Source organism: Pseudomonas sp. DTU12.1 (genome assembly GCF_009873475.1).
Taxonomy (GTDB): domain Bacteria; phylum Pseudomonadota; class Gammaproteobacteria; order Pseudomonadales; family Pseudomonadaceae; genus Aquipseudomonas; species Aquipseudomonas proteolytica.
On sequence record NZ_CP045254.1, the window covers coordinates 3,145,092 to 3,160,539 of the forward strand.

At 62.1% G+C, this 15,448-nt stretch carries 12 protein-coding genes; 11 read left to right on the top strand and 1 reads right to left on the bottom strand.

Annotation, left to right across the window (positions count from 1 at the left end):
* Positions 1-11: 11 nt before the first annotated feature.
* Complete coding sequence (locus GDV60_RS13660; protein WP_133714313.1) at positions 12-434, bottom strand: hypothetical protein; 423 nt, start codon at positions 432-434, stop codon at positions 12-14.
* Between the two features lie 228 nt (positions 435-662).
* Between GDV60_RS13660 and GDV60_RS13665 the strand changes: the two genes are divergently transcribed.
* The 11 genes from GDV60_RS13665 (at position 663) to glgX (ending at position 15,447) form a co-directional block, all read left to right on the top strand.
* Positions 663-1,112 carry an SRPBCC family protein gene (locus GDV60_RS13665; RefSeq protein WP_092236740.1) on the top strand — a complete coding sequence of 150 codons (450 nt, stop codon included), beginning with the start codon at positions 663-665 and terminating at the stop codon, positions 1,110-1,112.
* A gap of 166 nt (positions 1,113-1,278) precedes the next feature.
* Positions 1,279-1,725, top strand: coding sequence for a DUF411 domain-containing protein (locus tag GDV60_RS13670; RefSeq protein WP_029291648.1), 447 nt, complete (start codon positions 1,279-1,281; stop codon positions 1,723-1,725).
* A 3-nt stretch (positions 1,726-1,728) separates the two neighbouring features.
* A complete protein-coding gene (locus tag GDV60_RS13675) occupies positions 1,729-2,160 on the top strand; it encodes a YqaA family protein (protein ID WP_029291646.1) in 432 nt (143 codons plus the stop codon).
* 64 nt (positions 2,161-2,224) lie between these two features.
* Positions 2,225-3,238, top strand: a complete 1,014-nt coding sequence (locus tag GDV60_RS13680; RefSeq protein WP_029291643.1) for an alpha/beta fold hydrolase — start codon at positions 2,225-2,227, stop codon at positions 3,236-3,238.
* A gap of 26 nt (positions 3,239-3,264) precedes the next feature.
* On the top strand, positions 3,265-4,218 hold the full coding sequence (locus GDV60_RS13685; RefSeq protein ID WP_159907679.1) for a D-2-hydroxyacid dehydrogenase family protein: 954 nt from the start codon (positions 3,265-3,267) through the stop codon (positions 4,216-4,218).
* Positions 4,219-4,778: 560 nt separating this feature from the next.
* The gene (gene glgA / locus GDV60_RS13690) at positions 4,779-6,338 is read left to right on the top strand and encodes a glycogen synthase GlgA (protein WP_070994839.1); all 1,560 of its coding nucleotides are present in this window, start codon (positions 4,779-4,781) and stop codon (positions 6,336-6,338) included.
* A gap of 14 nt (positions 6,339-6,352) precedes the next feature.
* Positions 6,353-8,110, top strand: coding sequence for a malto-oligosyltrehalose trehalohydrolase (treZ, locus tag GDV60_RS13695; RefSeq protein ID WP_159907681.1), 1,758 nt, complete (start codon positions 6,353-6,355; stop codon positions 8,108-8,110).
* Positions 8,107-10,191, top strand: a complete 2,085-nt coding sequence (gene malQ / locus GDV60_RS13700; protein WP_159907684.1) for a 4-alpha-glucanotransferase — start codon at positions 8,107-8,109, stop codon at positions 10,189-10,191. Before treZ ends, malQ begins: the two co-directional genes overlap by 4 nt.
* Positions 10,188-12,935, top strand: coding sequence for a malto-oligosyltrehalose synthase (locus GDV60_RS13705; RefSeq protein WP_159907686.1), 2,748 nt, complete (start codon positions 10,188-10,190; stop codon positions 12,933-12,935). The genes malQ and GDV60_RS13705 overlap by 4 nt, the downstream gene beginning before the upstream one ends.
* A gap of 23 nt (positions 12,936-12,958) precedes the next feature.
* Positions 12,959-13,189, top strand: coding sequence for a DUF2934 domain-containing protein (locus tag GDV60_RS13710; RefSeq protein ID WP_029291629.1), 231 nt, complete (start codon positions 12,959-12,961; stop codon positions 13,187-13,189).
* A 116-nt stretch (positions 13,190-13,305) separates the two neighbouring features.
* Positions 13,306-15,447: a glycogen debranching protein GlgX gene (gene glgX, locus GDV60_RS13715; RefSeq protein ID WP_029291626.1), complete on the top strand. Its 2,142-nt coding sequence runs from the start codon at positions 13,306-13,308 to the stop codon at positions 15,445-15,447.
* The last annotated feature ends 1 nt before the right edge of the window (position 15,448 follow it).

Below are 15,448 nucleotides of genomic sequence, written 5' to 3' on the forward strand. Positions count from 1 at the left end.
GTTGTCGTTGATTAGTTAGTGATGTCGAAATTCACCGTTGCGTCCAGTTTTTGAACTCCACGCTCGCACAAAACTTGTAAGGTCCCGGTAGCACGCTTGCCCTCTTCATCAAAACTGATATTGACGCCACCACCTGTCACCTTCCATAGAGCTCCGTCACGCGGAGGGTAATAGTCCAGAGCGGTGATTGGCTCTTTGCCAAATGTATACGCGCCAGATGGCGTCCCCGGCCTTAACGATACGGCGATAACTGTGCTTTCCTGCGACTCCCCTTGACTACCGTATATCTGGATGACGGAGGCATTATTAACGTAAAGAACAACATCCGCCTTGAATGCATGGCTATAAATTTCGTCGATGAAAATTTCACCGTCCATGGTTCCCGTCGATTTAACGTCGCCGATGTTCATGTCTGTATGCACGTCATTAGGCATTTTTCTCACCATTTCATGATTGTTAATTTTAGGGGGCTTTGCACTTATTATTAGAAGGCCAATCATTGGAAAAAGAACCTGTCAGATATAACAGTCTAAACGGGGCGTTTTTAATTTCGGCTTACTCACACAGGCTTCAATCGGCGACACATCTTTGCGCGCACTGTCGCCAAGTACGACTATTCTGACAGCTCCTAATGCTCCGTCTCACCACACAGGAGGTGTGTCATGAACGCTGTCGAGCACCAGGCCCACGTCAGGCAGATTAGCCAGGAACGCTATATCCAAGCCCCCATCGAAGCCGTCTACGACTACGTCACCCAACCGGACCGCTGGCACGAATGGCACCCCACATCCCTGAGCGCCGACACCGGCACCAGCGGCTCGCTGCCTGCCGGCCAGCGGTTTACCGAGATGATCGACTTGCTCGGGGTACGTGTGCCCATGAGCTACCGGGTGCAGATTGCCGAGCCGCCGCGGGAGTTCAAGACGGTTTTTACCTCGCTCGCGGTAGATGGCTGCATTCACTACTATCTACAATCTCGCGGCAGCGGCACCTTGTTCACTCGCGTGCTCAGCTACGAGACCGAACTGAAGCTCAACACCTTGGAAGCGCGCATGGTAGAGCTGTCGAATCAGGCCATGGACCAGCTCAAGCAGCGCCTGGAATCATCCTGAACTGACAAATTTGTCATCTTCCTCTCAGTTTGCTGAAAGCTGCGGACGATAAGCTTCGGGGTTGTGGCGTGCTCGTATAATTTCGAAACATAACCACCTCACCTGATGCGCAAAAGCGCGGACAATGCGCCCTCTTTGCGCACTCCGTAACCCATGGGACCTGTCGATGAAAACCACCCTGCGCCTGACTTTACTGTCCGCCCTGTTCATGACCACCCTGGCCCAGGCCGCCGAACTGATCCCGATTGACGTGCACCGTGATGCCAATTGCGGCTGCTGCAAAAAATGGATCAGCCACCTCGAAAGCAACGGCTTCAAGGTCAACGACCATGTTGAAGCCGACATGAGCTCGGTCAAACAGCGACTGGGCGTAGCACCCCGCCTGGCGTCTTGCCATACCGCCGTGATCGACGGCAAATTCGTCGAAGGCCACGTACCCGCCGATCAGGTACTGGCCTTGCGCAAGCGTGATGACCTGCTGGGCATCGCCGCACCGGGCATGCCCATGGGCTCGCCAGGCATGGAAATGGATGGGATGAGCGACGCCTATCAAGTCATTGGCCTGACCCGTGCCGGCAAAGATGTGGTGGTAGCCGAATACCCGGCTCACTGAGCAATGCTTGCAGGCTATGCGGGGCTGTTTCTCAGCGCTTTTGGGGCGGCCACCCTGTTGCCGCTGCAATCGGAAGCGGTGCTGGTCGCGCTGCTGCTCAATGACAGCTACTCGGTAGGGCTGCTGCTGGGGATCGCGACCCTGGGCAACGTGTTGGGCTCCTGGGTCAACTGGTTACTAGGCCGCTCGGTGGAACTGTTCAAGGATCGCCGCTGGTTTCCAGTGAGCGCCGCGCAGTTGGAAAAGTCCCGCCGCCATTATTCACGTTGGGGCCATTGGTCCCTGCTGCTCAGTTGGCTGCCGATTATTGGCGATCCACTGACCCTGGTGGCCGGGGTGATGAAGGAGCCGCTTTGGCGTTTTTTGTTAATCGTCAGCCTGGCCAAGGCGGCTCGTTATGCCGTGGTGGCAATGCTGACGCTGCACTGGATGTAACAGGTTAATCCCCGCTTAATCCACCCGCCACAGCATCCGGGAGCATCGCCCCTGGAGCTTTCCCATGCCATTGACACGCTCGTTTGTCCTTACCGGTCTGCTGGCCGCTTGCGCCCTGCCTGCCTTGGCCGCCACGCAAAGCCCAAGCTATGGCCCGCAGTTGCAAGGTTTCCAGTACCCCTATCCGGTCGAACATTTCGACTTCCAGTCCCAGGGCCAATCCGTGCAAATGGGTTATATGGACGTGCCCGCCAAAAGCCCTGCCAATGGCCGCAATGTGGTGTTGATGCACGGCAAGAACTTCTGCGGCGCGACCTGGGAGGCGTCGATCAAGGCCCTGAGCGAAGCCGGCTACCGGGTGATCGCGCCGGACCAGATCGGCTTCTGCACCTCCAGCAAGCCTGAGCACTATCAGTACAGCTTCCAGCAGTTGGCAATCAACACTCATCAGTTGCTGCAAAAGCTCGGTATCTCCACGGCCACCCTTGTTGGCCATTCCACCGGTGGCATGCTGGCTACCCGCTATGCCCTGCTCTACCCCACGCAAACCGAGCAACTGGCGCTGGTCAACCCGATCGGCCTGGAGGACTGGAAAGCCCTGGGCGTGCCCTATCGCAGCGTCGACCAATGGTATGAGCGCGAGTTGAAACTGAACGCCGACGGCGTGCGTGATTATGAGCGCAAGACCTACTACGACGGGCGCTGGAAGCCGGAATACGAGCGCTGGGTCGACATGCTTGTCGGCTTGAACCAGGGCCCTGGCCACAAACGGGTGGCGTGGAACTCGGCGTTGATTTACGACATGATCTTCACCCAGCCGGTGTACTACGAGTTCAAGGACCTGCAGATGCCCACCTTGCTGCTGATTGGTACGTCTGATATCACCGCCATCGGGAGTGATAACGCACCGCCCGAGGTCAAGGCCAGGATCGGCCGCTACAACGAACTGGGCAAGCAGGTGGCCAAGCTCATCCCCCATTCAACCCTGGTGGAGTTCCCAGGCCTGGGCCATGCCCCGCAGATGGAAGAACCCGCGCGCTTTCACCAGGCGCTGTTGCAAGGACTCAAGGCGCTCTAATTCCACTTAACCCGAGGCAGGTGTGTATGTCAGTACAGATCGCAGTCATTGACGATTGGCAAAATGTGGCACGTGGCGTTGTGGATTGGTCCGCCCTGCAAGCGATCGGCAAGGTGCACTTCCTGCATGACTATCCCGCCGACACCGCGACCCTGATCGAGCGTTTGCAGGGTTTTGAGGTGATTTGCCTGATGCGTGAGCGCACAACCTTCGACAAGGCGCTGTTGCAGGGGCTGCCGGCCCTTGAATTGCTGGTTACCGGCGGCATGCGCAATGCCGCCATCGACCTTGTCGCCGCCAAGGCCCTGGGCATCCAGGTGTGCGGTACCGACAGCTACAAACACGCGGCGCCCGAGCTGACCTGGGCATTGATCATGGCATCCACCCGCAATCTGCTGGCCGAAGCGAACTCCCTGCGCGCCGGCCAGTGGCAGCAAGGGCTGGGCGGCGATCTGCATGGCAAGACCCTGGGCATCCTCGGGTTGGGCAGCATCGGCCAGCGGGTGGCGCAGTTTGGCCAGGTGTTTGGTATGTCGGTGATCGCGTGGAGTGAAAACCTCACCGCAGAGCGAGCCGCCGCAGTGGGTGTGACCCGGGTCAGCAAGCGCGAACTGTTCGAGCAGGCCGATGTACTGTCGATTCACTTGGTACTCAGCGAGCGCAGCCGTGGCCTGGTGGATGCCCAGGCCCTGGGCTGGATGAAACCCGATGCGCGACTGGTCAACACCGCACGGGGGCCGATCGTCGATGAGGTGGCGTTGGTCGATGCGCTGCGCCATGGACGATTGGCGGGCGCGGCCCTGGATGTGTTCGGCCAGGAGCCGTTGCCGGTCGATCACCCGTTTCGCCATCTGCCCAATGTTCTGGCGACGCCCCATGTGGGTTATGTCAGCGAGCAGAACTACCGGCAGTTCTATGGGCAGATGATCGAAGACATCCAGGCGTGGGCCAGTGGGCAGACCTTGCGCAGCCTTATCTGATTATTTACTTCACGTATTGCGTATAAAGTATTGATTTATATAGATATCAACTCTTAACAAATCACTTTAAGTAGCCGGCTGCACTCCTATCGAGCAGCCCAGCCACGATGCCCCACGAAGAGGCACTCGCCCCGTAGGAGCCGGCTTGCCGGCGATGAGGCCCTGGGCAACGCGGCATTTCTCAAGGCCGCCATCGCCGGCAAGCCAGCTTCTACAAGGGAAGCGTCTGGCCGAAAAATATAATTGTCCTACAAAATTTTCCTACAACCCTTGCAGGCTCTGGGCTCTGTCCTAGACTCATGACCGATGGGTCACGATCAGAACAAAAGCCCCCGCAATAAATCGAAACTTTCCAACTCTGCCGTAGGTCAGGTTTAAGGTAGGACGCACGCCACCGGCGCCAGCCGGACGTCCGCCCATCCAATCTATTTATCAGTTCGGTGCAATTGGCATAAGCCTTGCCAGTCTGTGCAGTGCTAGTGCGCGTGACCGCAGGACGCGGTTGACTTTCGCTGAGGGCGCCAGGCCCTCAGCTGACCAACACATGGGAGAGAATAATTATGATCAGTGCCGCTTCGGGAATTCAGGGACAGCGTTTCAGTCAGCCGGTCGATGGGCCAACCGCCTTGGTTGACCTTCCCGGCGCAGTGCGGCCGGTCTCGTCTCAAAACCCCAATCGCAAGAAAGTCCTGTTTGTGACCTCGGAACTGGCCGACCTGGTGAAAACCGGTGGCCTGGGAGATGTGTCCGCCGCCTTGCCCCGTGCCATGGCGCACCTGCACGATGTACGGGTGTTGATTCCCGGCTACCGCCAGGTGCTCGACAGCGACAACCCGATCCATATCATCGGCGAACTGGGCGGCCATGCCGCGCTGCCGCCGTGCAAGATCGGGCGCATGGACCTCAAGGATGGCTTGGTCATCTATGTACTGATCTGCCCCGAACTGTACGAGCGTGAAGGCACGCCCTATGGCGCCAACAACGGTCGCGACTGGCCTGACAACCATATCCGCTTCGCCCGCCTGGGCCTGGCAGCCGCCGATATTGCCGCCAACCTCGCGCAAATCCACTGGTGCCCGGACCTGGTGCACGCCCATGACTGGCCGGCTGGCCTGGCGCCAGCCTATATGCACTGGCGTGGGTCACGCACCCCCACCCTGTTCACCATTCATAACCTGGCTTACCAGGGTGTGGTGAGCCTGGCCTCGTGCCCGGAGCTAGGGATTCCCGAACATGCCTTGCAACAGGAGGGCATGGAGTTCTACGGCAAGATGTCCTTCCTCAAGGCCGGCATGGCGTATTCCAGCCATATCACCACGGTCAGCGCCACCTACGCCCGGGAGATCACCACCCCCGAGTTCGGTTGCGGCCTGGATGGCTTCCTTGCCAGCAAGACCCAGCAAGGCCTGCTCAGTGGTATTCCCAACGGCATCGATGAAAGCTGGGAGTCGTCCACCGACCCGCACCTGGATCACCCGTTCAATATCGGCGATTGGCAAGGCAAGGCGGTCAACGCCAGCCACGTGCGCAAGTTGTTCGGCCTGGACGAGTCCACCGGCCCGTTGTTCGCCGTAGTGTCGCGCCTGGTGTACCAGAAAGGCCTGGACCTGACGGAAGCGGTCGCCGGCTTTATCGTGGAAAACGGCGGGCAGATCGCGATTATCGGCCGTGGCGAGCCGGAAGAAGAACAGGCCATGCGCGCCCTGGCCCTGCGGTTCCCCGGGCGCATCGGGGTGCGGATCGGCTTTAACGAAACCGATGCCCGCCGCATGTTTGCCGGCAGCGACTTTTTGTTGATGCCCTCACGCTACGAGCCCTGCGGCCTGAGCCAGATGTACGCCCAGCGCTTCGGCTCGTTGCCGGTGGCGCGTAATACCGGAGGCCTGGCAGACACCATCGAAGACGGCGTGACCGGCTTTTTGTTCGACGAATCCACCGTGCAGAGCTACGAAGCCGCCCTCGCCCGCGCCTTCAAGGTGTTTGCCTTCCCCGGCCTGCTCAACGCCATGCGCTGCAGGGCCATGGCCGCGCCGTTCAACTGGTGCCAGGCGGTGGAACCCTACGCCGAACTTTACGAACAACTGGTAGCGAAAGCGCTGGGAAAATCAGGGAAAGCATAAAGAGGTTGGGATAGATGCCGTTACGGACTCTGGAAACATGGCCCCACGGCGCGATCATGCAGGATGCGCAACATACCCGCTTCGCCCTGTGGGCGCCTGACGCGTCTGATGTCAGCGTCGAGCTGCACAATGGTCAGTCAGTGCCCATGCTGCCCCAGGCAGAGGGCTGGTTTGTCGCCCATGTACGCTGTGGGGCCGGCACCCGCTACCACTACACCATTGATGGTGAGCAGAAGGTGCCGGACCCTGCCTCACGCCTGCAACATGCCGATGTGCATGGCGACAGCGTGGTGGTCGACCCCCTGGCCTACCCTTGGCGCCACGCCACCTGGCAAGGCCGGCCCTGGCATGAAGCGGTGATCTACGAACTGCATGTGGGGATACTGGGTGGTTACGCCGCAGTCGAGCAGCACCTGCCGCGCCTGGCAGAGCTGGGCGTTACCGCCATCGAGCTGATGCCCTTGGCCCAGTGCCCCGGCGAACGCAACTGGGGCTACGACGGGGTCTTGCCCTACGCACCGCAGGCATCCCTGGGCACCCCCGAGCAGTTGCAACACCTGATCGACACGGCCCACGAGCATGGCCTGGCGGTGATTCTCGATGTGGTCTACAACCACTTTGGCCCCGATGGCAATTACCTGGGCCAGTATGCCAAAGGCTTTTTCCGCGAAGACAGCCACACCCCCTGGGGCGCCGGGATCGACTTTCGCCGCCGCGAAGTGCGCGACTTCTTTATCGATAACGCCCTGATGTGGCTCAACGAATACCGCTTCGACGGCCTGCGCCTGGACGCGGTGCATGCCATCAACGAGCCGGCGTTCCTCAAGGAGCTGGCGCAGCGGGTGCGTGAGCAGGTAGCGCCGGGGCGCCACGTGTGGCTGGTGCTGGAAAACGAATTCAACCAGGCCGACCTGTTACAGCAGGGCTTCGATGCGCAATGGAACGATGACGGGCATAACGCCCTGCATGTGCTGTTGACCGGCGAGACCGACGCCTACTACGCCGATTTTGCCGATGATCCCACCGCCAAACTCGCCCGCTGCCTGGGCGAAGGCTTTGTGTATCAGGGCGAGACCACCCGCCACGGTACTCGGCGCGGCGAGCCCAGCGCTCATTTGCCGCCCAGCGCCTTTGTGCTGTTTTTGCAGAATCACGACCAGATCGGCAACCGCGCCCTCGGTGAGCGCCTGCACCAACTGTGTTCGCCCCAGGCGTTGCAGGCGGCGACCACGCTGTTATTGATGTCGCCGATGATCCCGCTGCTGTTCATGGGCGATGAAGTCAACGCCGAACAGCCGTTTCTGTTCTTCACCGACCATCACGGCGAACTGGCCGAGGCCGTGCGCGAAGGCCGGCGCAATGAATTTGCTGACTTCGCCGCCTTCAGTGACCCCGCACGCCGCGCGCAGATTCCCGACCCCAACGCGCTGCAGACCTTTGAGCGCTCTATTCCGCAATTTACCCAGGCGCCGGCCGCGCGGTACCGCCAACTGCTGGGCCTGCGCCAACAGCACATCGTGCCCCACCTGCCCGGCAGCACTGCCCTCGGCGCGCAAATCCTGGGCCAGGGCGCGGTGTCTGCACGCTGGCGCCTGGGCAACGGCAGCCTATTGCAGATCGATCTCAACCTGAGCCCGGCCACCCTGCATCACCCGGCCGGCCTCCACGAACTGTTCAGTACCAGCAGCGACCTTAAGTCACTTACGCCCTTCTCTGCCCGCGTCAGCCTGACGCCGGGTGACACCTCATCATCTGTTGGAGAGCACTCTTGAGCGAAGCGCAATTGGAAATACTCGCCAGCCGTGCGGGCCTGGCGGTGGACTGGATCGACGCCAACGGCCGCCCGCAGCATGTCAGCGCCGACGCGTTGCGCGCCGTGCTACAAGGCCTCGGCCACCCCGCCGACACCGACGCGGCCATCGCCGCCAGCCTGCAAGAACTGGAGCGGGTGCAGCAAGACAGGCACCTGGCGCCGCTGTTGACCGTGGACGTGGGCACCGGCCTTGACCTGGCCGCCTACTTCGCCCCTGGTACGGCATGCCAGGTTCACCTGGAGGACGGCAGCACCCAAGGCCTGGCGCTGGATGCCGACGCCAGCCTGCCCGGCGTCCTGCCCGTGGGCTACCACCGGGTGCAGATCGCCGACCAGTCCTTCACCCTGGCCGTTGCCCCCCATCAGTGTTTCAGCGTTGCCGAGGCAGTGGATAGCCAGCCCGCCCGCGCCTGGGGCCTGAGTGCCCAGCTATATGCCTTGCGCCGCGCCGGCGATGGTGGGTTCGGTGACACCCAGGCCCTGGAACAACTGGCTCGCGCTGCCGCGGAACGGGGCGTTGACGCCCTGGCGATCAGCCCGATGCACGCAATGTTCAGTGCCGATACCGAGCATTTCAGCCCTTATTCACCGTCCAGCCGCCTGTTCCTCAATAGCCTGTATGCCTCTCCCGGTTGCATCCTCGGCGAGCGCGCACTGCGCAGCGCCATCGAGTCCACCGGGCTGGCCGATGAACTGCAAGAGCTGGAACAACAAAGCCTGATCGACTGGCCCGCCGCCGCCAAGGCCAAGCAACGCTTGCTGCGGGCGCTGTACGAGGATTTCCGCCAGGGTGAACACCCGCAGCAGGCTGACTTCATAAGTTTCCGTCAGGCCGGTGGCGAGGCCCTGGAAAACCACTGCCGCTTTGAAGCCGTGCAAGCCGCGCGCGCCGCCAACGGTGAAAGCCTCGACTGGCGCCAGTGGCCCGAGGACTGGCGCGACCCGGGCAGCGCCGCGCTGGCACACTTCGCCGCCGAACAGGCCGAAGCCATTGGTTTTTATGCCTTCAACCAATGGTTGATCGCCCGCTGCCTCGAGCGCGCACAACAAGCCGCACGCGGCAGTGGCATGGGCATCGGCCTGATTGCCGACCTGGCCGTGGGCGCCGATGGCGGCGGCAGCCAGGCCTGGAGCCGTCAGGATGAACTGCTGGCCGACCTGACCGTGGGTGCGCCACCGGATATCCTCAACCGTGCAGGCCAAGGCTGGGGCATCTCCGCGTTCTCCCCCGAAGGCCTCAAGCGCAATGGTTTTCGGGCGTTCATCGAAATGCTGCGGGCCAACTTCGCCCATGCCGGCGGTTTGCGTATCGACCATGTGATGGGCCTGCAACGGCTGTGGGTCATCCCCAAGGACGCCTCGCCCAAACAAGGCGCGTACCTGTATTACCCGGTGGATGACCTGCTGCGCCTGCTGGCCCTGGAATCCAGCCGGCACCAGGCGATTGTGCTGGGCGAAGACCTGGGCACGGTGCCCGATGGCCTGCGGGAAAAACTCAGCGCCCGCGCCATGCTTGGCATGCGCGTGCTGTTGTTTGAGCAGGACCATGGCGGGTGCTTCACGCCGATCCTCGACTGGCCAGACAACGCCCTGGCCACCACCAGCACCCATGACCTGCCGACACTCAACGGCTGGTGGCACAGCCGCGATATCGACTGGAATGTGCAACTGGGGCTGATCGATGCGCCCACCGTGGAGCAATGGAGCGAGCACCGCCAGGGTGAGCGCGAGGCGCTGCACCGGGCCCTGGCGCAAGACCCGCAGAATTTTCGCGATGAGTGGCGCAACGAAACCGACCATATACTCGATGCCAGCGTGCGTTACCTCGGCCACACCCGCGCACCGCTGGTCATACTGCCCCTGGAAGACGCCCTGGGCGTCGAAGAACAAGCCAACCTGCCCGGCACCATCGACACCCATCCCAATTGGCGCCGGCGCCTGCCGGGGGACGCTGCGCAATTGCTCGACAATGAGAACGCCGCCCGCCGCCTGGAGTTGCTGGCGGTGGCGCGCAGTCAGGCCTTCGAGCGTGACCGATGAACGCCGTCTTGCTACGGGCCACCCAACGCCTGCAATTCCATAAGGGCTTTACCCTCGATGATGCGGTGCCGCTGGTGCCCTATTTCGCCAGCCTGGGCATCAGCCACCTGTACGCCTCGCCCTTGCTCAAGGCCCGCGCCGGCTCGATGCATGGCTACGATGTCGTCGATCCGACCACGGTCAACCCCGAGCTGGGCGGCGAACCGGCGCTACGTCGCCTGGTGGCGGCCTTGCGCGCGCACGACATGGGCCTGATTCTGGATATCGTGTCCAACCACATGGCCGTCGGCGGCAGCGACAACCCCTGGTGGCTGGACCTGCTGGAATGGGGGCGCCTGAGCCCCTACAGCGAATTCTTCGATATCCAGTGGCACTCGCCGGACCCCCTGCTCAAGGGCCAACTGTTGATGCCCTTCCTCGGTAGCGACTACGGCGAAGCCTTGCAAAGCGGTACGCTGCCCCTGCGTTTTGACCCGGCCCAGGGTAGTTTTTTTGTCGAACACTACGAACACCGCTTCCCGATCTGCCCCAGTGACTACGGCGATATCCTGCGCGCCCATCCCCCCCTCAAAGACCTGGCCGACCGCTTCAGCGCCCTGGCGTATCAGGCCGATGCCTGGCCTCAAGCCGCGAGCCTGAAACAGGCACTGGCGCAGCGCGCGCAGGACCCACTGACCCTGGCGGCCATCGAACACGCCCTGGAAGTGTTTGATGCGCGCCAACCTCAAGGTTTTGCCCGCCTGCATCAGTTGCTCGAACAGCAAGCCTATCGCTTGGCCTGTTGGCGCACGGCAGCGGATGACATCAACTGGCGGCGCTTCTTCGACGTCAACGAGCTCGGCGGCCTGCGGGTGGAGCGCACCACCGTGTTCGAGGCCACCCATAGCAAGATCTTCCAACTGATCAGCGAGGGCCTGGTGGACGGCCTGCGCATTGACCATATCGACGGCCTGGCCGATCCACGGGGTTACTGCCGCAAGTTGCGGCGGCGCGTGGATGGACTGTCGCCAAACCGCCACTTGCCGATCTTTGTCGAGAAGATCCTCGGCGCCGGCGAAACCCTGCGCGAAGACTGGCGGGTAGATGGCACCACCGGCTATGAGTTCATGAACCAGGTGTCGCTGGTGCAGCACGACCCCGAAGGGTTCGAGACCTTGGCCCGGCTCTGGCGCGAGGCCACTGAACGGCCTTCGGCATTTATCGAGGAAGCCTGGCTGGCCCGGCAACAGATCCTCAACGGCTCCCTGGCCGGGGATTTTGAAAGCGTGGCCCAGGCCCTGCTGCAAGTAGCCCGCGCCGACGTGATGAGCCGCGACCTGACCCTGGGCGCGATCCGCCGTGCATTGCAGGAGCTGGTCGTGCACTTCCCGGTGTATCGCACCTATATCAGCGCCCGTGGCCGCAGCGCCGCTGACGATGGCGTGTTCCAACAGGCCCTGGCCGGCGCCCGAGGGACCGTGAGCGAAGCCGACTGGCCAGTGCTCGACTACCTGCAACAATGGCTCGGTGGCCAAGCCTGGCGCGAGCGTCCCGTGGGGCAACCGCGCAAGATCCTCAAGCACGCCTGCGTGCGTTTCCAGCAATTGACCTCGCCCGCAGCCGCCAAGGCCGTGGAAGACACCGCCTTCTACCGCTCGGCGGTATTGCTCTCGCGCAATGACGTAGGCTTTTGCACCGAACAGTTCAGCGCGCCCCTGGCTGACTTTCATGCCGCCAACCAGCAACGCCTGCAGACCTTCCCCGATAACCTGCTGGCCACCGCCACCCATGACCACAAGCGCGGCGAAGACAGCCGCGCGCGCCTGGCGGTACTCAGTGAATGTGCGCCGTGGTATGTCGAGCAGGTGCAGCACTGGCGCCGGCTGGCCATGCCGTTGCGTGATGATCCGGGCATTCCCTCGGCCGGCGATGAGTTGATCCTCTACCAGGTGCTACTGGGCAGTTGGCCCCTGGACCTGCACGACATCGACGACTACCAGCAACGCCTCTGGCAATGGCAACAAAAAGCCCTGCGCGAAGCCAAATTGCACAGCAGTTGGAGTGCGCCCAACGACCTCTATGAGCAGGGTGTCGAAGCGTTCCTCACGCGCCTGCTGCTCGACCCGGTCGGCCTGCCCTTGCGCACGGCGATCCACGCTGCCGCCGAGGCCATCGCCCCCGCCGGGGCCCTGAACGGGCTGGCGCAATCCTTGCTGCGCAACACCGTGCCCGGCGTGCCGGACCTGTACCAGGGCGACGAATTCTGGGACTTGAGCCTGGTGGATCCGGACAACCGGCGGGCGGTGGATTTCAGCGCCCGGCAACGGGCCCTGGCGGCAGCACCGGGCGCCTTGCTTGAGCGCTGGCGTGACGGGCACCTGAAGCAGGCGTTGATTGCCCAGGTGTTGAACCTGCGCAAGGCCCACCCGTTGCTGTTTGCCAGGGGCCGCTATGAACCGCTGCAAGTGCTGGGCAAGCATGCCCAGCGGGTGGTGGCTTTCAGTCGCGAGTATCAAGGCCAATGGCTGTTGGTGGTGGTGCCGCGCTGGACCCACGCCCTGCTTGAAAACAGCGCCCAACCCCGGGTAGATGCGCAAGTTTGGGGCGATACCCGGATCAAATTACCGTTCGACGCCACGATGCAAAATTGGAAGGGACTTTTGCAAACAGGCGCAGTCACACCCAACAAGGAGCTACTGATCAGCGCTGCCCTGGGGGATGTCCCGGTGAATGTCTTTATCCATTCTGACGATCAAGAAAGCTGAAATTTTCTGTGAGGAGCATTGCGATGAGCACCGAAGACAAGCGCGTCCGTGAATTCGCGTATCAGATCTGGGAGTCCGAAGGTAAGCCCGAAGGCCAGGAAGCCCGCCATTGGGAAATGGCCCGCAAACTGGCCGAAGCCGAGGCCCTGACACCCAGCAAACCCAAGGCCAAACCGGCGGCCAAGGCAAAGCCGCCTGCGGAAAAACCCGCCGCCGCCAAAAAGCCCCGAGCCCCACGCAAGCCCGTCGGCTGACCCCACCTTCCTGTAGGAGCCGGCTCGCCGGCGCCTACAAAACAGCTCAACGATTGATCTGACCTGATGTCAGCACGGCCCCGTTCGGCCCGGAAAAACTTTGCAGGAGCAACACTATGAGCAAGACACCCGATACCGAGCCATCGCGGATTCGTGAAGGCTTGCCCTTCCCCCTCGGCGCGACCTGGGACGGTCTGGGGGTCAATTTCGCACTGTTCTCGGCCAATGCCACCAAGGTCGAGCTGTGCCTGTTCGACGATACCGGCGAAGTAGAACTGGAGCGCATCGAACTGCCGGAATACACCGACGAGACGTTCCACGGCTACTTGCCCGACGCCCACCCCGGGCTGATCTATGGCTACCGCGTCTACGGCGCCTACGATCCTGCCAATGGCCATCGTTTCAACCATCACAAATTGTTGATCGACCCCTATGCCAAGCAACTGGTGGGCGAGCTCAAGTGGTCCGAAGCCCTGTTTGGCTACACCATCGGCCACCCGGATGCCGACCTGAGCTTTGATGAGCGCGACAGCGCGCCCTTCGTGCCCAAATGCAAAGTCATCGACCCGGCCCACACCTGGGGCAACGACCAGCCGGTGCGCACGCCCTGGGATCGCACGATCATCTACGAGACCCACCTGCGCGGCATCAGCATGCGCCATCCTTCGGTCCCTGAGGCGGTGCGCGGCACCTGCGCCGGGCTGATGGTCGACGACGTGCTCAAGCACATTCGCCAGCTGGGCGTGTCATCGGTGGAACTGCTGCCGATCCACGCCTTCGTCAATGACCAGCACCTGCTGCAAAAAGGCATGACCAACTACTGGGGCTACAACAGCATCGCCTTCTTTGCCCCCGACCCGCGCTACCTGGCCAGTGGCAAGATCGCCGAATTCAAGGAAATGGTCGCGCACCTGCACGAAGCCAAGCTGGAGGTGATCCTCGATGTGGTCTACAACCACACCGCCGAAGGCAACGAGCAGGGCCCGACGCTGTCCATGCGCGGCATCGACAATGCCTCCTACTACCGCCTGATGCCCGACGACAAGCGCTTCTACATCAACGATTCCGGGACCGGCAACACCCTGGACCTGAGCCACCCCTGCGTGCTGCAAATGGTCACCGACTCCCTGCGCTACTGGGCCACGGAAATGCATGTGGATGGTTTCCGCTTCGACCTGGCGACCATTCTCGGGCGCTACCACGACGGTTTCGACGAGCGCCACAGCTTCCTGGTCGCCTGCCGGCAGGACCCGGTGCTGCGCCAGGTGAAAATGATCGCCGAACCCTGGGATGTGGGCCCCGGTGGTTATCAGGTGGGCAACTTCCCGCCAGGCTGGGTGGAATGGAATGACCGTTTCCGCGACACCGTGCGCGCGTTCTGGAAAGGCGATGATGGGCAACTGGCCGACTTTGCCGGGCGCATGACCGCTTCCGGCGAAATGTTCAACCAGCGCGGGCGCCGCCCCTACAGTTCGGTGAACTTCATCACCGCCCACGATGGCTTCACCCTCCACGACCTGGTGTCCTACAACGACAAGCACAACGAAGCCAACGACGAGAACAACCAGGACGGCAGCAATAACAACCTGTCGTGGAACCACGGCGTCGAAGGCCCCACCGAAGACCCCGAGATCAACGCGCTGCGCCTGCGCCAGATGCGTAACTTCTTCGCCACCCTATTGCTGGCCCAGGGCACGCCGATGCTGGTGGCCGGGGACGAGTTCGCACGTACCCAGCACGGCAACAACAACGCCTATTGCCAGGACAGTGAAATCGGCTGGGTCAACTGGGAGCTGGATGAAGACGGCAAGTCCTTGCTCAAGTTCGTCAAGCGCCTGATCAAGCTGCGCCTGGCCTACCCCATCCTGCGTCGCGGGCGCTTCCTGGTGGGCGACTACAACGAAGACATCGGGGTCAAGGACGTGACCTGGCTGGCCCCCGATGGCAACGAAATGTCCATCGAACAATGGGAAGACAGCCAGGGCCGTTGCCTGGGGATGTTGATGGACGGACGCGCCCAGGAAACCGGGATTCGCCGGCCAGGGGCCGATGCTACGCTGCTGCTGGTGGTGAACGCGCACCATGACCTGGTGAATTTCCGTTTGCCCCAGGTGCCGGATGGCGGCTTCTGGACCTGCATGGTCGACACCAACCAGCCGGCCGTACGCGGTCAGGAGCGTTTTGACTTTGACCACGAATATGCCGTGACCGGGCGCTCGCTGCTACTGTTCGAGCTGCAGCATGAGGAAGAGGTGTGAA